The 19020-nt window shown below is 46.3% G+C and carries 17 protein-coding genes; all 17 read right to left on the bottom strand.

Translation table 11 applies throughout. The features are described from left to right. Positions 1-51 precede the first annotated feature (51 nt). Complete coding sequence (locus NLX78_RS02560; protein WP_013309950.1) at positions 52-306, bottom strand: DUF3243 domain-containing protein; 255 nt, start codon at positions 304-306, stop codon at positions 52-54. Between the two features lie 103 nt (positions 307-409). Further along, positions 410-1177 carry an elongation factor P 5-aminopentanone reductase gene (gene ymfI, locus NLX78_RS02555; protein WP_061829423.1) on the bottom strand — a complete coding sequence of 256 codons (768 nt, stop codon included), beginning with the start codon at positions 1175-1177 and terminating at the stop codon, positions 410-412. A gap of 20 nt (positions 1178-1197) precedes the next feature. After that, the gene (yfmH, locus tag NLX78_RS02550) at positions 1198-2478 is read right to left on the bottom strand and encodes an EF-P 5-aminopentanol modification-associated protein YfmH (protein ID WP_250261589.1); all 1281 of its coding nucleotides are present in this window, start codon (positions 2476-2478) and stop codon (positions 1198-1200) included. A gap of 2 nt (positions 2479-2480) precedes the next feature. Beyond that, a complete protein-coding gene (gene yfmF, locus NLX78_RS02545; protein WP_165175606.1) occupies positions 2481-3761 on the bottom strand; it encodes an EF-P 5-aminopentanol modification-associated protein YfmF in 1281 nt (426 codons plus the stop codon). A gap of 165 nt (positions 3762-3926) precedes the next feature. Continuing rightward, positions 3927-4778: a spore cortex-lytic enzyme gene (gene sleB / locus NLX78_RS02540; protein ID WP_061829426.1), complete on the bottom strand. Its 852-nt coding sequence runs from the start codon at positions 4776-4778 to the stop codon at positions 3927-3929. A gap of 225 nt (positions 4779-5003) precedes the next feature. Beyond that, a complete protein-coding gene (locus NLX78_RS02535) occupies positions 5004-7682 on the bottom strand; it encodes an FtsK/SpoIIIE family DNA translocase (protein WP_254349512.1) in 2679 nt (892 codons plus the stop codon). Positions 7683-7785: 103 nt separating this feature from the next. Continuing rightward, positions 7786-7998, bottom strand: coding sequence for a YlzJ-like family protein (locus NLX78_RS02530; protein ID WP_165175610.1), 213 nt, complete (start codon positions 7996-7998; stop codon positions 7786-7788). Further along, positions 7995-8843 (bottom strand): ClpP family protease, encoded by an 849-nt coding sequence (locus NLX78_RS02525; protein WP_165175612.1) that lies wholly within the window; start codon positions 8841-8843, stop codon positions 7995-7997. The genes NLX78_RS02530 and NLX78_RS02525 overlap by 4 nt, the downstream gene beginning before the upstream one ends. Positions 8844-9072: 229 nt before the next feature. Beyond that, the gene (locus tag NLX78_RS02520; RefSeq protein WP_013309942.1) at positions 9073-10752 is read right to left on the bottom strand and encodes a ribonuclease J; all 1680 of its coding nucleotides are present in this window, start codon (positions 10750-10752) and stop codon (positions 9073-9075) included. Positions 10753-11101: 349 nt separating this feature from the next. Beyond that, positions 11102-11983, bottom strand: a complete 882-nt coding sequence (dapA, locus tag NLX78_RS02515) for a 4-hydroxy-tetrahydrodipicolinate synthase (protein ID WP_061829430.1) — start codon at positions 11981-11983, stop codon at positions 11102-11104. A 39-nt stretch (positions 11984-12022) separates the two neighbouring features. Further along, positions 12023-13240: an aspartate kinase gene (gene dapG / locus NLX78_RS02510; protein WP_061829431.1), complete on the bottom strand. Its 1218-nt coding sequence runs from the start codon at positions 13238-13240 to the stop codon at positions 12023-12025. 23 nt (positions 13241-13263) lie between these two features. Beyond that, the gene (locus NLX78_RS02505; protein WP_165175626.1) at positions 13264-14301 is read right to left on the bottom strand and encodes an aspartate-semialdehyde dehydrogenase; all 1038 of its coding nucleotides are present in this window, start codon (positions 14299-14301) and stop codon (positions 13264-13266) included. A gap of 133 nt (positions 14302-14434) precedes the next feature. Then, entirely contained in the window at positions 14435-15028 is a 594-nt protein-coding gene (locus tag NLX78_RS02500) for a dipicolinate synthase subunit B (protein ID WP_029517031.1), read from the bottom strand. Continuing rightward, positions 15025-15924, bottom strand: coding sequence for a dipicolinate synthase subunit DpsA (dpsA, locus tag NLX78_RS02495; RefSeq protein WP_061829433.1), 900 nt, complete (start codon positions 15922-15924; stop codon positions 15025-15027). The genes NLX78_RS02500 and dpsA overlap by 4 nt, the downstream gene beginning before the upstream one ends. Positions 15925-16108: 184 nt before the next feature. Further along, entirely contained in the window at positions 16109-16555 is a 447-nt protein-coding gene (dut, locus tag NLX78_RS02490) for a dUTP diphosphatase (protein ID WP_013309936.1), read from the bottom strand. Beyond that, positions 16533-17798 carry a M16 family metallopeptidase gene (locus tag NLX78_RS02485; RefSeq protein WP_254349511.1) on the bottom strand — a complete coding sequence of 422 codons (1266 nt, stop codon included), beginning with the start codon at positions 17796-17798 and terminating at the stop codon, positions 16533-16535. Before NLX78_RS02485 ends, dut begins: the two co-directional genes overlap by 23 nt. Before the next feature lie 66 nt (positions 17799-17864). Continuing rightward, positions 17865-18869, bottom strand: coding sequence for a polysaccharide deacetylase family protein (locus tag NLX78_RS02480; RefSeq protein ID WP_254349510.1), 1005 nt, complete (start codon positions 18867-18869; stop codon positions 17865-17867). Positions 18870-19020 lie beyond the last annotated feature (151 nt).

Raw genomic sequence — 19020 nt, 5'->3', positions numbered from 1 at the left:
TAACCATTACAGAAAAGCCCCCAAAAGGGAGCTTTTCATGTTGGTTCCTACTTATGCGTTGCTCTTAGCCAATTTAACCATTAGCCGGGCGATGGTGTGACGCTCGTCCTCATCGGCAACTCCCCACAGTTCTTTCAGTGCGCGGTTGGAGTGGTTGGCTGGATCGACCTTCTCATCCAGAAAATCACCGATTTCATAAGCAAGCTCTGAAATGGTATCTTGGCTGATTCCCAGCTTCTCCGCTTGCTCTACACGCTGACCAAGGAACTTTTTCCAAACATCAAAATTCTGAACAACTGTTGACATACTTAAATCCTCCTTAGATGATTCAGATTTAAAATCAACAGTTATAATATGCTCTTCTCAGACGCTTACTATACTGGTGGATTCCTCCAAGCGCTGCTATCCCTTAAGTCACCCATCCTCCATTAGGACTTATGACCTGGCCATTAATATAACCTGACTCAGGAAGCGCAAGAAAATAAACCAGGGACGATATTTCATCAGGTCGAGCCAAACGTCCGGCAGGAATTTCTTCTTCCAAACTGGTAATTTCGCCTTTATCCAAATGATCCAGCATCGACGTATCCACTGCACCTGGAGCTACAGCATTCACTGTCACCCCGGAAGGTGCTACCTCTTGAGCCAGCGCTTTAGTGAAAGCGTTAATGCCTCCCTTGGTGGTGGAATACAACACCTCGCACGATGCGCCACATATCCCCCACACGGAGGAAACATTCACAATGCGGCCATAGCGTTGGGAAATCATATGTGGCATAAAAACCTGCGTGCACAGAAAGGTTCCCTTAACATTGACGGCCATCACTTCGTCCCATTCCTCTTCCGAAACATCTGTCAACAGCCCATAATGAGATAATCCGGCGTTGTTCACAAGAATATCCGGCTTCATCCCGTGATTATCCAGCTTTTCCCGCATGCGTTCGATCTGCTCCTTGCTCCGCAGATCCGCTGACACGGTCATTACCTTGCCTGAATAAGCCATGCAACGACGGGCAACTTCATTTGCTTTTTCATGGGACTTCATGTAGTGAATGACAACATTCATCCCTACAGCTGCAAAACGCTCAGCAATAGCCGCACCAATTCCGCCACTGGCTCCTGTAATCAGCACGGTTGTATCGCCAATCGCTTTTAATTCTCCGCCCTCGGTGGTCATTGTTTCCCTCTCCCTGGACATTACGGACTCACCACTAGTGATATTGCGAGTTGATCCCACTGGATATGGTCTTTTAGACGGCGATTTACATCCTCAAGCGTGATACTTTCATAAATAGGGAGCAGTTGGAAAAAATCGCTGCCCCGGAAGCGATGTCTTGTAAATTCATGTGCAATATTTTCTGGTGAATTGAGTGTACGCAGATAACCACCGATTTTCTTTTTGCGTGCCCGTTCAAAATGTTCTGCCGCAAAGCCCTGCTTCTGAATGGACTCCACCTCTTCACGTATTCTCGTCAACAGCCGATCCGGGTCTTTGGTATCCCCGCCGATTGCAGAGAATGCATATTGCTGCGTACTATTGTACTCATGACCAAAACTGTCCGAAATCAGATCCTCATCGTAGAGCTTTTGATATAGTTGTGTACTGGAACCAAACAGGAGATCAAGCATCAGCTTGGTTTCCAGATCATGACGAAGTAATTCTTCACCCGTTAGGCCTACTTCAGCCTCCTTGAATCCAAACAATAGCTTTGGCAGAGAAACGGCCAGCTTCACCTCACGACGTGGTTCTGCAACTGTAGTGGGTTCATCGTCGAAAATCCGCTCAATCTCTCCCTGCGGCTTATAGTCCTTTTTGGCCTGATTGTTACGTACCAGCTCTATTACTTCAGCTGGATCCACTCCGCCCACTACAAAAAGAATCATATTGCTTGGGTGGTAGAAAGCTTCATAGCAACTGTACAGCGTTTCTTTTGTAATCGTACTGATGGATTGAACAGTACCTGCGATATCTATATGCACCGGATGGACCTTGTACAACGCCTCGATCAGACCAAAGTAACTCCGCCAATCGGGGTTATCTTCATACATATTAATTTCCTGGCCAATAATGCCTTTTTCCTTTTCTACATTTTCATCTGTAAAGTAAGGATGCTGCACAAAATTGACCAGCGTGGTCAAATTTTCTTGAATACGCTCGGTTGCCGAAAACAGATATACTGTTTGATCAAAGCTCGTAAATGCGTTCGCCGATGCCCCATTAGAGGAGAAGGTAGCAAAAATATCGCCTTCAGGCTCTTCAAACATTTTATGCTCCAAAAAATGGGCTATGCCATCCGGCACCTTTACGGGCTGTTGACCTTCGACGCGGAAATGATTATCAACTGAGCCGTATTTAGTTGCAAATGTGGCGTATGTCTTCTGAAAACCCGGTTTGGGCAACACATAAACGTGTAAACCGTTATCCATTACTTCATAGTACAGCGTTTCCTGCAAATGCTCATAAGGTATATGCTCCACCGCTATTCCCCCTTCTGGTCTCTCAAGAAATAAATAGTGTCCAGTCGGAACGTCCGGGCGGCATCCTGAACATCCTGCACCTTGACTGCCTCCACCTGACTCAGCAGCTCATCTACTGTCCGTTCTTTACCGGAAAGCTGTCTGTTAAAATCATAGGCGATCATTTCAAAAGCGGAATCCTGCATCTCCTTTAGCAAGTTGCGAATCATCGCCTGCGTTTGGGTCATTTCCAGCTCAGTAATCGCTCCGTTTTGCGTATCTTCCAGTTGCTTGCGGATAATAGTAACCGCTTTTTCATAATTAGGAATTTCAATACCAGATTGAATCGTACCAATACCTTTATGCCCGTCATACCGTGATGAAGCGTAATACGCCAAACTTTCCTTCTCCCTCACATTAACGAACAACTTTGAATGCGGATACCCGCCCAAAATGCCATTGTACATCAGAGCGGAAGCATAGCGATCGTCTCCATACGTAATAGGGGTGCGCAACCCCATGTTGAGCTTGCCCTGGTTCACATCAAGACGCTCTACAACGGTTTGAACATCACGCTCTACCGACTTGGGCTGTTCAGGAACATACCCTGTTTCCGCTGAACGATTCAATTGAAAATAGCGATCAACAAACTTCTCAACTTCTTCTAGCGTCGTATCTCCCACAACGTATAAATCCATGCTGGCATGATTCAGCCATTCTCCATAAGCCTTATACAAGCTCTGTGCATCTATACTGTCCAGATCAGATCGTTGACCAAGAGGGTGCAGACGATAAGGCTCATCCTTGCACATTTCCTCCATACAGCGCTCACCAGCATAACGTATTTTATCGTTAACTATAGATTCCAGCTTCTTACGCACATTTTCTCGTTCCTGCTGGACGTATCCCGTTTGAAATGCACCATTTTCCAATGCAGGCTTCGTTAGCACTTCTCCGAGAAAAGAAAACGAACGATCCAGTAAACTATCTGGACTATTTACAAAGCTGTCATTAATCGTATCCATGCGAAATTGCACGATCTGATAATCTCCACGTTTATACACATCGAAACCGAAACCCGCGCCATACAATTGCTCTAACTGTTCTCTGAATTGTGTAGTCTGCGGATACGATTCTGTACCCCGTCGCAGAACGAAAGGTACCAGCCCCACTCGAGTTACGGTGTCCTCCCGTAGCGGAGTGCCTACATACAATGATATAGCAAACGTCTTAAAGCGCTTGGTCGGCAGTACATGAATCCTCAGTTGTCTGCGTGTGCCACGCTCGAAACCTGTTTTGTTCAAGTCCAAAACTCCTTTGTGACGTCAATTTGCGTCTAGCCTTTGATTAGCAAAGCATTAGCTGCTGTGAATCTTCCTCCTGTAAAGAGGTAAAGTGTACCAATCTTTATTCTAACCATGCAAAAGCCAAGAAGCAACCGGAGACAAGCTCCCGGCTGCTTCGGCGTTTTACATGCAAAAAATATGTTCCCCGATGGTTTTCACCTGCGGACGGGACCAAATCCATTTAGAGGTGGCTGTTTTTGGGTTAAAATAATAGAGACATCCTCCGCTTGGATCCCAGCCGTTCAGGGCTTGGCGTACCGCCTTTTGTGCATTCTCATTCGGTGTGAGCCAGATTTGACCGTCTGCTACTGCTGTGAAAGCTCCTGGTTGAAAAATCACTCCAGATGGTGAGTTGGGAAAGCTAGGTGACTTGACCCTGTTCAAAATAACAGCCGCGACGGCAACTTGTCCTTCAAACGGCTCGCCGCGGGATTCACCGTAGACCGCGTTGGCCATAATTTTAAGATCGTTTTCAGATAGTCCCATGGTGTTGGCCGATCCCATCGTTTCATCATTTTGATCCGCTTTATCGTTATTGTCTGCTGTCTGTCCCTGAGCGGAACCTTGATTGTTACGATGCATAGGAGTTTCCGTTGGCTTCCAGTTAGGAGTAGCATTCACCAGCTTTAATTTCGTCTTTGCTCCGACCACTCCATCAGGACGGATGCCAAATTCCTTTTGAAAACCCTTGACAGCTTTTAGTGTACTGCTGCCAAAATGGCTGTCCACTTTCCCGCCAAAAAAGCCCAGCAACTTCAAACGTGATTGCAACTCATATACATCCTGACCGTAAGATCCAAAATCAACCGCTCCCGAGCTGAATGTCGGCTGGGAAGGTTGCGCCGCTTGTACTTTCTGCTGTGTGCTCAGCGGCTCTGCTTGCTGCTGTGCAGAGTCACTTTTAAAAAGTCCTGTGTACGTAATAGCCGAGGCTGCGAGGATACCCGTGCAAATCCAGACCATTGTCTTTTTCATATGCTGCGCTCTACCTTTCTTTTGTGGGATTAACAGGATGGCTACGTTTATTATGACAAGCTCCGCTTAAAGCTATTCACCCTTTTAATCTTCTTTCAGCAGGTAGTCGCCACACCTCAAAAAACATCACAAAAAAACGCTGTTTGTGCACTTGGAGTTGTCATATTAGAACAACCACCATGCGAACAAACAGCGTTTTAATGTAGTGCTGGATAGAGATCATGCTTAGGAACTTACTTTATTTTGCTGATATTGCTCCATTGAGATAAGGACCTCACGGGGCTTGCTGCCCTCGTAAGGGCCGATGACTCCGCGAGCTTCCATGGAGTCAATCAGTCGAGCAGCACGTGTATAACCGATCCGCATACGGCGCTGAAGGAGCGAAACGGAAGCTTGTTTAGCCTCTAAAATGATGTTGACCGCCTGATCGTACAGCTCATCCAGCATTTCATCTGCATCAGCCGATACTTCTTCCACCTCCGGCACTAGCGTTTCATCATACTGCGCTTCACCCTGTTCACGTACGTAGCTAACAATATTTTCGACTTCTTGATCGCTCATGAATGCTCCCTGAACGCGGACTGGTTTGGAAGCACCCATTGGCATGAACAGCATATCACCACGTCCGAGTAGCTTCTCGGCTCCACCCATGTCCAATATGGTACGGGAGTCTACCTGCGAGGAAACGCCGAAGGCAATACGTGAAGGAATATTGGCTTTAATCACCCCGGTAATTACGTCAACCGAAGGTCTTTGCGTTGCAATGATAAGGTGGATGCCTGCTGCACGCGCCATTTGGGCAAGTCGTGCAATCGCATCCTCCACATCTCCCGCAGCTACCATCATTAAATCTGCCAACTCGTCCACAATAACGACGATGTAAGGCAGAAATGCATCCGGGTTATCTTTCATCAGATTATTATAGCCCTCAATATTACGGGTTCCTGATTTGGAAAATAACTCATATCTTTTTTCCATTTCAACTACAATTTTCTTCAATGCAAGTGAGGCTCGCTTTGGATCAGTCACGACCGGAGCCAACAAATGCGGGATTCCGTTGTACACGTTCAACTCCACCATTTTAGGATCGACCATCAAAAATTTGACCTCATCCGGCTTTGCTTTGTATAAAATACTCGTAATGATCCCATTGATACACACTGATTTACCCGAACCTGTTGCCCCAGCTACAAGCAGATGGGGCATCTTGGCCAAATTACCGACAATCGTCTGTCCTGCGATATCACGTCCGAATGCAATAGATAAATTGGAAGCTGACTCCTGGAAAACGGTTGTCTCCATTACCTCACGCATCGTTACAATGGAAACTTCATTATTCGGAACCTCAATTCCGATAGCAGATTTTCCAGGAATCGGAGCCTCCATACGGATATCTTTGGCAGCAAGCGCAAGCGCAATGTCATCCGTCAGACTCACAATGCGGCTGACCTTTACTCCAATGTCCGGCTGAATTTCATAACGCGTTACGGCAGGGCCACGGACAACCTCCAGCACCTTCGCCCGCACACCGAAGCTTTCCAGCGTTGCCTCCAGCTTGCGTGCCGTTTGCATGTAATCCTTTTGTCCCATACCTTTGCCTGCGTTTTGTGGTTTAGCAAGTAAACGAAATGATGGGAGCTTGTACGGTTTAGGCGGCGGCGGAGCCGGAATAGCTGTATGGTTACCTTCAGCCTCTTCGCCTGCCACCCCAGTTGCAATCGTCTGAGCTTGTCCCTGAGCACCTTCTAATGTCCCCTGGATCGCTGTCGAATCATCCATATCCGTATTTGCATTGGCATCCACAAAGTCATCCTCCAGGGATTCGTCAATAATGGAAGTTGTCTGCTCTGCCCCTGTCAGGGACTCTCCAAATTCAGCTTCCGGTCTTCTTTCCTCATGCTTTACTTGTTCGAAGAAATCCCTAATAATCGGCGACCTTTTTACCGGAGGTGCAGCTTCCTGCTCAGCGTGTTCGACTACGTCAGACATCTCTTCACTCTGGTTGCCGTTTCTCCACTGGGCCTGCGCGTCCTCAGCTTCATATGGAAGATCATGATCATCCTCATCCGTATCGACGGAATGCTCCTCCTTGTCCGCTTTATCTGAATTTTTGAGACCAAACAACTGAAAGAAAATCGGCTGTTTGCGTGCAGGAGGCTGCATTTCGTCAAAGTCATCATCCATGTCTTCCTCATAGGCAGGAATGGGCTCCGACTTGATTTTTCTATTTCCACTACCTTTGCTAGATGCTGAAAGCGGAGTAGCTTTACCAGTCCATTTTTTGCGCACGCTTCCCCCGGCTGTCAGCAGCTTGGTCTTTACAATCCGCACCAAATCCACATAGGACAGTTGGGTCATCAGCATGAAACAAATGACGAACATAACAATCATGATCAGTTTAGCTCCCGTGAGACCAAACAGCCACAACAGAACAGTAAGCTGCAGTGCGCCTACGTAACCCCCGCTGATATCCTTGTTCAGCATTGAGGTATGGCCCTGCTGGTCAGGCGATAGCAACTGCTCACGCATATCTATATGTATCTGGGTCATCACTCCGCCCGGCTGAAGCGCGTTGATCGGCCCCAAACGCTGCTCCATAGATGAAATAGAACTCATAAGTGTAAAGGCAAATACCAACAGGAGCAAACCCGTTTTACGCGAGTTCCACTGGTTCGGCCACTTGCGGTGAATCATCACCATCAGACCATAATAAATGCCAATGAGAGGGATAACAAAATAGAATTTCCCCAGTACGAGCCCAAACATCTTGGATAGCGACCGACCAACTGCCGCTTCACCCGACAACGCAATGACCGCTAATGTAATCAGCACAATGCCGTAAATTTCAAATTTTAGAACTCCGCCAAATGCGGCTTTCTTTTTTCTTTTTCTTCTTCTGGACATACAAGGTCACCCCCCAGAAGAATATTATACCACGTCACCCGGTATCCGCACATATGTTCTTTTTCAACAGTAAATGACCTATTTCTAAACTATTCGACACCTTCTACGACCACTCGATGACTTGACCTGGTCCATAACGCGGATTCAGGTAGGCTTCCAGTGGACAGTCCAACAACCGTACAATGATCCCCCGACGAGTTTCAAGCGGCTGTACTTGCATAAGTAGACCGTCTACCCGAACCTCTGCAAACTCCTCAGCCTCTTTCCACATCCCTTGCCATACCATTTCCATTGGCATTACAGTATATAGTGTCATTGTGGTAGCTCCCCACTAGGCTCCCCTGACAGTGTCTCTGTAGGAGTTCCTGTGGCACTAGGAGAAAAAGGAGCATACGGAGCCTGCTGTTGAATCCCAGCGATCCCGTTTTGCTGACGCCGCGTTTCAATGATGGTGTTCAGCTGTTTTAAAGCCTCTCCGATGCCTCCAACCGCGTCCATCAATCCATACTTCACTGCATCGGCTCCCCCAACCGCTGTACCAATATCGCGGTTTAACTCACCGGTTTTAAACATCAGTTCCTTAAACTGCTCTTCTGTAATACGAGAATGAGAAACGACGAAGCGTACAACACGTTCCTGCATTTTTTCCATGTATTCAAAAGTTTGTGGTACTCCAATGACCAGACCGTTCATACGAATGGGATGAATGGTCATCGTCGCACTCTCCGCAATGTAGGAATAAGTGGAAGACACAGCAATCGGCACACCGATGCTATGCCCCCCACCTATGACAATGGTCACCGTTGGTTTACTCATCGATGCGATCATTTCAGCAATAGCCAGTCCTGCCTCTACATCACCACCAACTGTATTCAGCAAAATCATTAATCCTTCGATACGAGGATTTTGTTCTGCCGCTACCAACTGGGGAATAATGTGCTCATATTTTGTCGTTTTGTTTTGAGGCGGTAAAATGAGATGCCCTTCAATCTGACCGATAATCGTCATGCAAAAAATATTGGACTCGCCTCCAGGCATGGAGGTTTGACCCAGCTGCTGCAAAGCCTCCATAGCAGGCAAAGCGGGTCTTTGCCCAATTTCTGGTTGATCTGGCGCTTCGGTTTCCTCGTTGCCAGATGTTAGATTGCTGTATTGTTCCATATGGGTGATCTTCCTTTCGCTTTACGCATCTATATGACCCGTATTCACCCTATAGTATGGGATGTAAATGGAATATTTTATACCCGACCCCATGATTTTCCTTGTCTCGGGAAATCAAAAAAGCCTCTCCTCCCGCGGAAACCGTCCAATATTTCCTGCGGGAAGAGAGGCGACTGTGTGCCTGTGACTTAAGTTTTTAATTCAGGTTTTTGAACAAATTTCAATTGAATCACACTTCCATTATAATTGGCAGGATCATCGGTCTCCGACGAGTTTGCTCATACAAGAAGCGACCTAGTGCATCCTTGACATTTGTCTTGAGGGAAGCCCATTCATTTACATTTTCACTCATGAGCTTATGCAGTGTACTTGAGACAATACGATTCGCTTCATCCAGCAAACCTTCCGATTCACGGACATATACGAAACCTCGGGAAATGATATCTGGTCCCGATTTAATCGTTCCGTCTTGCTTGCTCAGCGTAACAACAACCACCAAAATACCGTCCTGTGACAGCAATTTGCGGTCGCGCAATACGATATTTCCTACATCCCCTACGCCTAGTCCATCGATCAGTACGTTACCTGCTGTAACTTTACCAGCTCTGCGTGCTCCACCATTCTGAATTTCAATGACTTCACCGATATCCGTGATAAAGATATTCTCAGGCTCAATACCTACACCTTCAGCAAGAAGAGCGTGACGACGTTGCATTCTAAACTCACCATGAATTGGCAAGAAGAACTTTGGTTTCATCAGATTTAGCATCAGCTTGAGTTCTTCCTGGCTTCCGTGTCCAGAAACGTGGATACCTGGATTAGCTGCGCTGTAATATACATTGGCACCCAGACGGAACAGCTCATCAATTGTGCGTCCAACGTATTTTTCATTACCTGGTACTGGAGTAGCTGCGATGATGACTGAATCCCCTGGAAGAATGTCAACCTTTCGATGTGTGGAACGAGCCATTCTTGTCAAAGCTGACATCGGTTCACCCTGACTGCCTGTGCAGAGAATAACTACACGATCCGCTGACATTTTGCCAACTTCTTCAGGCTCAATCAGCATTCCATCTGGAATTTCCAAATAGCCCAAGTCTGAAGCAATACCTACGACATTAACCATGCTTCGACCAATAACTGTTACTTTACGTCCCGTTGCTTCAGCAGCATTAATTACCTGTTGAATACGATGTACGTTAGAAGCAAAAGTAGCTACGACCACACGCTGTCTCGACTTGCGGAAAATATCTTCCAGGACAATACCAACGCTCTTTTCCGAAGGTGTAAAGCCCGGTTTTTCGGCATTCGTACTGTCTGACAAAAGAGCCAGTACGCCACGTGTGCCAATTTCAGCCATACGCTGCAAATCTGCATATTGTCCGTTGACCGGAGTATGGTCAAATTTGAAGTCACCTGTATGAACAACAGCGCCTTCAGGAGTATCAATACATACACCTACAGAATCTGGAATACTATGGTTGGTTCTGAAGAATGTTGCTTTCAGTGTGGAACCCAGCTTGATTTCAGAATCAGCATTGATCAAAATACGTTTGGTTTCACCAAGCAGATTCGCTTCCTTCAGCTTGTTTTCCACCAATCCCAGCGTCAATTTGGTACCATATACTGGTACATTCAAATGTTTCAACACGTAAGGCAAACCGCCGATATGGTCCTCGTGACCATGAGTCAGCACAATGCCTCTTACTTTGTCGCGGTTCTCTGTAAGGTAGGAAATATCAGGAATAACGATATCAATGCCCAGCATGTCCTCTTCCGGGAATTTCAAACCGGAATCCACCACGACAATGTCATTGCCGTATTGAACGACATACATATTTTTCCCGATTTCACCGACGCCGCCCAAAGCGAAAATCATCAATTTATCGTTGTTTGTTTTTTTAGACAAATGAATCTAAACCTCCTATGGTAGTTGGACGTCGTACCTTGATTTGTTTATTTAATTTTCAAAAAAATACCGCACCCAGTCACTTGACCCCATTATACATGATTAAAATACGAAAAAACAAGTCATCCTGTTCGTTACGCTAGGTTTCCCATTGCCGTCTGAAACCATTAGTATCTGTCATTTTGTCTACATACATGGTTAAAAGCACAGCAAAAAGGGCGTCCTATAAGAACGCCCTTCACGCTGGGAACCTTGTCAGACAATAAACCCTATCGGTTTTGTACCTACCGACTGCCCTTAACAAGGATACTCCTTAGTATTAATTAACATCCTACATTCCTATTTCTCTTTAGCGGGTAAATAATTTCTTAATAAATTCCGCTTCATCCTCAGTTGGAGGAATGAGCGGCAACCGAACCGAACCTACCTTAACCCCCCGTAATTCCAATGCATATTTTACGGCCACCGGATTAGGCAGAGGATGAGGACAGCCAAACAAACCCTTGAAAATCGGGAACAACTGCTGATGCAACTTTGCTGCCTCCTGCGAGTGTCCCCCTACAAGTGAATCGATCATCTGCTTCATTTCAGCACCTACCACATGACTCGCTACGCTGATAATACCATAAGCACCTACAGCCATAGCAGGCAACCCAGAAGCATCATCCCCGGAATAAACCAGAAAACCTTCTGGCGCTGCCGCTGCAATCTGTGTGACCTGCGCAAGTGATGCACATTCTTTAGTTCCCACAATATTCGGAATTTGTGCAAGGCGCAGTGTTGTTTCAGCTGTTAGACTCGCTCCAGTACGACTTGGAACATTATACAGTATAGCTGGGAGGGATGTGGAGTTCGCAATACTTTCGAAATGCTGATACATCCCTTCCTGATTCGGTTTATTATAATATGGCACTACCAGTAGAACACCATCTGCTCCTGCCTGCTCCGCGGCACGGGTTAGATGAATGGAGTGACGCGTATTGTTGCTTCCAGTCCCGGCAATAATTTTACATCGTCCAGCTGCTTTTTCTACAACAAATGCAAACAACTTGATTTTTTCATCATCGCTCAGGGTAGGAGACTCCCCTGTTGTTCCAGATACAACAAGCGACTCTGAGTGCTGTTCTTCTATTAAGTAATCAATCAACGAGGACAATGCAGTCCAGTCAATCTCTCCTTGCTTATCAAAAGGTGTCACCATTGCGGTAATCAATCTGCCGAAGTTCACCATGCTGCCTCCTTTTTGCAAGTCCGAGCACGGACAATGCGCCTATTGATGGAGTTCAAATTTATTATGCAATGCGCGTACAGCCTGCACCATATCTTCTTTTTTAACAAGTACCCAGATCGTCGTGTTGGAATCTGCGGATTGAAGGATCTGTACGTCTGATTCTGCCAATGCCTCCACAATTGTCGCCATAATGCCTGGTACCCCGTTGATACCACCGCCTATGACAGAAACTTTAGCACACCCGGCCAGTATCTTAGGTTCTAGACCCAAACCGTTCAATACTTCAACCGCTTTGCTTCCATCATGATCGAACACAGTATAAACTGCCCCCGATGGCGTTACGTTAATAAAGTCAACGCTAATTCCATGTTCAGCCATAGATTTGAATACTTGTAATTGCAAGTGCTCCAAACCCGGCTTTAATTCAACATTAATCTGAGTGACATTGCCGACATACGCAATACCGGTCACGAAACGGTCTACAATGTCTGCCTGCACGTCTTTAAAGCCTTCCGGGTGGGTAACTAACGTACCTTCTCCTTCGGAGAAGGTAGAGCGAACACGGACCGGGATATTAGCCTGCATGGCGATTTCAACAGCACGAGGATGGATAACCTTTGCTCCCTGATGAGCCATATTACAAATTTCCGTATAGCTAACATGTGTAAGTGGCTTTGCGTTTTCCACAATGCGCGGATCGGCAGTCAATATACCATTTACATCCGTATAAATATCAACCATATCCGCATGTAGAGCAGCACCCAGAGCAGTAGCTGACGTATCGCTGCCTCCCCGACCCAAGGTAGTCATATCACCGTCTGCTGTTTGTCCCTGAAAACCTGTCACAATGACAACTCTGCCTTGGTTCAACTCTTCAACAACACGGTCTGGCTTTATATCCAAAATACGAGCATTGCCGTATTGATCATCCGTAATAAAGCCCGCCTGTGCCCCAGTTAGCACCGTAGCAGGAATACCTTCCTTCTCTATCAGGCTGCATAATGTAGCAGCAGAAATGATTTCACCACAGCACAGCAGTAAATCCCGTTCGCGCTTCGGAAGACTGTCGCCGTTAGACGCCGCCCAATCCAGTAGCGTGTCGGTGGCATAAGGCTCTCCTTTTCTCCCCATGGCCGACACAACAACAACCAATTGAAGATTTTGTTCCAGCTCCCGCTTCACATGTGCCAGCACAAGTTGACGTGCTTCAGGTGTGGACAGCGAGGTTCCCCCAAATTTCTGCACCAAAATACCCATTATTCTTCCCCCATATCGGAACGTTACTCCGCGTTTGCAGCAATAATTTCCGCGATTTGCACCGCGTTCCATGCTGCTCCTTTGAGCAGGTTGTCGGATACGACCCACAAATTCAATCCACGGCTATTGCCCAAATCACGGCGTACACGCCCCACAAATACGTCAGGTTTTCCTGCAGCATCAGATGCCAGTGGATAAAGCTGAGCAGCAGGATCGTCCACCAGCGTTACTCCCGGTGCCGAAGCCAGCAGATTGCGGATTTCTTCTAAATCATAATCTTTTTTAAGTTCTACATATACAGATTCCGAGTGACCGTATACAACAGGAATACGCACACACGTTGCTGTTACGTCCACAGATTCGTCACCCAGTATTTTTTTCGTTTCACGTACCATTTTCATTTCTTCCAGTGTATAACCATTGTCCTGGAATTTATCGATTTGCGGGATAGCATTAAAAGCAATCTGATGCTTTACTGGCAACGAGCCTACTGGCAACAGATCAGGCTGAACTTCATCACCGTTCAGAATCGCTGCGCTTTGACGATTCAATTCATCAATAGCTCGGCTTCCAGCGCCGGAAACGGCCTGGTATGTGGATACAATGATACGAGAAATGCCATACTGATCATATAATGGTTTCAAAGCAGCTACCATCTGAATGGTGGAGCAGTTCGGGTTCGCAATAATTCCTTGATGCTCGGCAATTTTGTCGCTGTTCACCTCAGGCACTACAAGAGGAGCTGTCGGATCCATTCGGAATGCGTTGGTGTTGTCAATGCAAACTGCCCCATGACGAACAGCATGCGGCGCCAATTCCTTACTTACGTCTCCACCTGCACTAAACAAAGCAATGTCGATTCCTTCAAAGCTGTCGGGGGTAGCAATCTCTACTGGAATTTGCTGACCTTTAAAGCTAATTAACGTGCCGGCAGAACGAGGCGAAGAAAGAAATTTGATTTTGTCCACAGGAAAATCCCGTTTTTCCAGCAGATTTACGATCTGTTCTCCTACAGCGCCTGTCGCTCCAACGACAGCTACATTAAACTTTCTATTGCTCATCTGGTGTATCTCCCCTTCTCGACTAAAAAACCATTTTTTATTCTGAAAGCATCCACCGCCAACAAGAAATTAGACCCGATACATATCGAATCATCTTCTAGGCGAGGGATGCTCAGCAGTTAACTATAATACTTCATGGGGTCTTGCGTTCCACAATCATCGGCTGAAGCTGTTTGCCCTGCAATGCTTCATAAGCAGCCTCCGGAATCAACTCCATGTTAGCTACAAGCGAGTTCGGCTTTTTAACTGGATTGTCCTGTCCGAACGGCACAAAAAAGATATTTTTGGCTACGAGTAATTTGGCGATATTGGCAGCATTTAGACCCAGTCCATCATTAGTAGATATAGCTAAAAGAAGTGGACGACCGTTGCGCAATTGCGCCTTGGCAGCCATCAAAACTGGACTGTCTGTCATTGCATTCGCTAACTTACTCATCGAATTCCCCGTCAAAGGTGCAATCACCAGCACATCGAGTATTTGGGAGGGACCCAGTGGCTCAGCCTCCACAATTGTAGAAATGATATCATTCCCTGTTATATCTTTCAACTGTTTTTGCCAACTTTGCGAAGTACCAAAGCGCGTATCCGTTGTTAGTACTGTATTGGATATAATAGGAACGACCTTCGCACCCTCATCAACAAAGCGCTGTATAACAGGCATTACCTCTTCAAATGTGCAATGTGAGCCTGTAATTGCATACCCTACTGTTTTCCCTTGCCAACTCATTGTGCATCCCCCCGATCAGGATTATCTTCCATTAACAACTGCACCAGCGTATTCGCTATAATGGCACCAGCAGTTTTGGGAGCAACAATACCGGGAAGACCAGGGGCAAGCATAGCCTTGATTCCACGCTTTTCCGCATAACGGAAATCGCATCCGCCCGGGGCGGAAGCAAGATCTATAATCACGGTGCTCAATGGCAATTTAGACAGGATTTGCGCTGTGATAATCATAGAGGGTATCGTATTAAAAATCAAGTCAACTCCCTTTGTCTCATGCGACAAATCCCTTGTCATAAAAGGCTTCCAACCCATTTCCACGGCTCTTGCTGCATCCTCTGCCCGCCGTACTCCAACCTTCACTCTGGCTCCCAACCCCTGTAGTGCCCTTGCCATGGTAAATCCAGTCCGTCCCATGCCTAGAACCATACAATCTGCACCGTGAATCGTAAAATCAGTATGCTGAATGGCCATCATCAGTGCGCCTTCGGCCGTAGGTATAGAGTTGTATATGGCCACATCATCTCTCTCCAGCAGCTCTACCAGCTTTAACTCATGTCTGGTACAAATTTCTTTTAAGTACGTCCGCGCCATCCCTGTATATACAACGCAATGCGGTGGAAGAGCAGCAGCATGTTCATTCAGAAACTGGAGCTTCTGTGCTCCGAAAAGTGCATTTACGTTGCCTTCCTCATCGCATCCCACCACCGGCAAAATCAGTGCGTCTGACGATTCCAGCAGCTTGACAGACATTGGTTCTAGTGTCACTCCTTTGAGTGGTACTTCAAGCTTGTCAAAACCGACCACACTGACGGTAGCATCCATGTCCACACATTTGCGGATTACCTCAAGCTGCCTCGCATCGCCACCCAAAACAACGACGCGTATTCCTGTTAGCATCCGGATCACTCCTTTCCGAGACACGATATGCTTTTAGTCTATGCGAGTGCCCGGAGAGGGGTGAAAAAACACAAAAAAAAGCCGCCCCTTGATGAGGCGACCTTTATATGCATACTTACTCTTAAGCAAGTAAATTTGAAGCTTTTACAAAAAAGACATTCTTACATTGCAAACCAACCATAGCTCAGCGTCCTGTATGGCCAAAGCCTCCAGCACCACGTACTGTTTCAGATAATTGGTCTACTTGTTTCAGCTCTACCTCAGGTACAACCTGAAATACCATTTGTGCAATTCGCTCATTGCGCGTAATCGTGAACGATTCTTCGCCCAAATTAATAAGAAGTACCTTGATCTCCCCACGATAATCCGCATCAATCGTTCCCGGTGTATTGAGACAAGTAATACCATGCTTAAGAGCCAGTCCACTTCGCGGACGGATTTGTGCCTCCAATCCCGCTGGCATAGCTATTGCAAATCCAGTTGGAACGAGGCAACGTTTGCCGGGTTCCAGTACCAGATTTTCCTGTACTGCTGCATACAAGTCAAACCCTGATGCAAGCTCTGACATTTTGCGTGGCAGCTCAATATCTTCATTGCCCGCAAGTCTGTTAATTTCCACGTAAGTTAACAAAATAGTCCCTCCTCATATCCTTTACCGCTGAATCACTCGCTCCCACCATCGACAGGGCAAACGGCTCCGAGAACATCCGATCCAGCACTTTGTTCACATCATTTGCCGTCACTTGCTCGATATGTTCGATCATTTGATCCAGCGTATAATGCTGACCGAGCATTAATTCATTTTTTCCAAGCCGATTCATCCGGCTACCTGTACTTTCAAGGCTTAAAATCAAACTTCCTTTTAATTGCTCCTTACCTTTACGAAGCTCATTAGCGTCCAAACCGTTGACAGCTACATCTCGTAAAAGCTCCAGCGTCAAATCCAGCACGTCCTTTGTTTGCTTAGGAGCCGTACCTGCATAGATCGTGAACAACCCACTGTCCGCATGGGAGCTATGATAGGAATAGACCGAATAAGCCAGCCCACGCTTTTCCCGAATTTCTTGAAATAAACGTGAACTCATGCCGCCGCCGATCGCGTTATTCAGCAAAACCATAGTATACTGGAGCTCGTCACCCGCTGCAAATCCAGGCAGGGATAAACAAATATGATTTTGCTCCGTTGCTTTCTCATGATACAACAGCTCACCGTTAAACACAGGTACTGTCAGCGGCGAAACGGTGCCATGATTATCAAAATGTCCAAAATGTCGCTCCAACAATTCTACCAAGCGATCGTCAACATTACCAGCCACACTGATAACTGTATTGTCGATTGTATAATGCTCCTTCATATAATGACTGAGGTGTGAGCTATCCATAGCAAGCAGGTGATCTTCGGTTCCGAGAATCGGATAAGCCAGTGGATGTTCACCATAGGCCGCGCGAGATACAAGATCGTGCACCATATCATCCGGTGTATCCTCGTACATGGAGATTTCCTCCAAAATCACATTCTTCTCTTTTGCCAATTCTTCCTGATCTAGTTTGGAATTAAAAAACATATCAGACAGCACATCAACTGCGATCGGTAGATGCTCATCCAATACTTTGGCATAATAGCATGTATATTCCTTCGAAGTGAAAGCATTAACATTTCCTCCGATGGCATCGAATTGCTCAGCGATTTCCTTAGCGTTAAAACGCTCTGTTCCTTTGAAAAGCATGTGTTCGATAAAATGAGAAATACCGCTATTGTCCGGCGTTTCATTCCGGGAGCCAGTTTTAACCCAGATACCGAAAGAAACTGAACGTACGGTTGGAATTTTTTCAATGACCACTCTTAGGCCGTTTTTAAGTTGAATTCTTTCCACGATTGGCCCTCCTAAACTGAATTGCATACTTAGCCATAATGTTCAATCCTAACAGAAAAAAGACGTTCACTCAACCGGAGCAGGTAGTTGCCGATCAGGGGAAAGTGTCTGACTGACAGTTCCGAGCACAAGTCCCTTACTACGAATAGCATGAATCATGCCTTTGAGAGCAGCCGATGAGGAATCTGTTGGGTGCATCAATATCAGGGAGCCTGATTCAACCTTACTACTGATTTTGTTAATCACCGATTCCGGTGACGGATGTCTCCAATCTACAGTGTCCAATGTCCATAACACTGTTTTGAGCCCACGTTCTGCTGCTATATCCACCGTTTGCTGATTAAAATCACCCGATGGAGGGGCAAACCAGTTATTTTTGATACCCAAAGTTTCTTGAAGAAGCACTTGAGTTTTTTCAATTTCTTGTGTGGCTCTGGCCCGACTCAGACGGCTCATATTTGGATGAGAGTATGCATGGTTCGAAAGCTCATGCCCTCTTTTTTGAATCTCCTTGGCGAGATCAGGATTTTTTTTCAACCAACTTCCATCAAGAAAAAATGTAGCCTTGACCTTTTCCTTATCCAGCGTGTTCAGTATCGGCAGGATAAATTCATTCCCCCATGCTACATTGATCATGAAAGATACCATCGGCTTTTCGGGATTCCCCCTGTAAATTGGAACATTACCAAGCTGATTTAAATGTATTTTAGGTGCCAATTGTCGATATACATATTGAATGGGTCGATCTGGAGATGCAATCGCTTTGCGATAGGTAGCATCCAAATCCACCTCCAGTCCGTTATAGCCTGGAATAGCCTTCCATACCCTGTCGATCTTGGCATCAACTGGTTCCCGCCGCTGACGTGCTGCTTCTGTTCTTAGTCGCTGCATAAGCGCATTGTCGGGCAAAGCTGCTATCGCCATCGTGGTTACAGCTTCTGGCTCTTTAACCCCTGTAACGTCTCCATTGCGTAATTGACTAGCGTAGTCACGAACCCCACTAAACTGCCCGATTACAAGTGTGATGGCTAAACTGGCTACCACCCACACTGCTCGTTTTGCCCTACTCATAATTCCTTCATCCCCCCGCCCGTTTGTCCACATTGTATGCGGCGAGGACAAGAACTATGACGTAGCAAGCTCTAGAAGCTCACTTGGGTGCAGCTTGTGCATATGTATGAAAAAAGAGCCAGAAACGTAGCTCTGCCTCTTTCCAAAAGCT

Origin of the sequence: Paenibacillus sp. Lou8.1, assembly GCF_024213565.1 — a bacterium.
Classification (GTDB): domain Bacteria; phylum Bacillota; class Bacilli; order Paenibacillales; family Paenibacillaceae; genus Paenibacillus; species Paenibacillus polymyxa_B.
This window is presented reverse-complemented; position numbering and strand designations above follow the sequence as displayed.

Bases quoted from the DNA above. Each gene is read 5' to 3' on its own strand.
- NLX78_RS02560 (WP_013309950.1), bottom strand. From the start codon at position 306: ATGTCAACAGTTGTTCAGAATTTTGATGTTTGGAAAAAGTTCCTTGGT.
- ymfI (WP_061829423.1), bottom strand. From the start codon at position 1,177: ATGACCACCGAGGGCGGAGAATTAAAAGCGATTGGCGATACAACCGTG.
- sleB (WP_061829426.1), bottom strand. From the start codon at position 4,778: ATGAAAAAGACAATGGTCTGGATTTGCACGGGTATCCTCGCAGCCTCG.
- NLX78_RS02535 (WP_254349512.1), bottom strand. From the start codon at position 7,682: ATGTCCAGAAGAAGAAAAAGAAAAAAGAAAGCCGCATTTGGCGGAGTT.
- NLX78_RS02530 (WP_165175610.1), bottom strand. From the start codon at position 7,998: ATGACACTATATACTGTAATGCCAATGGAAATGGTATGGCAAGGGATG.
- NLX78_RS02525 (WP_165175612.1), bottom strand. From the start codon at position 8,843: ATGGAACAATACAGCAATCTAACATCTGGCAACGAGGAAACCGAAGCG.
- dapA (WP_061829430.1), bottom strand. From the start codon at position 11,983: ATGGTGAACTTCGGCAGATTGATTACCGCAATGGTGACACCTTTTGAT.
- dapG (WP_061829431.1), bottom strand. From the start codon at position 13,240: ATGGGTATTTTGGTGCAGAAATTTGGGGGAACCTCGCTGTCCACACCT.
- NLX78_RS02505 (WP_165175626.1), bottom strand. From the start codon at position 14,301: ATGAGCAATAGAAAGTTTAATGTAGCTGTCGTTGGAGCGACAGGCGCT.
- NLX78_RS02500 (WP_029517031.1), bottom strand. From the start codon at position 15,028: ATGAGTTGGCAAGGGAAAACAGTAGGGTATGCAATTACAGGCTCACAT.
- dpsA (WP_061829433.1), bottom strand. From the start codon at position 15,924: ATGCTAACAGGAATACGCGTCGTTGTTTTGGGTGGCGATGCGAGGCAG.
- NLX78_RS02480 (WP_254349510.1), bottom strand. From the start codon at position 18,869: ATGAGTAGGGCAAAACGAGCAGTGTGGGTGGTAGCCAGTTTAGCCATC.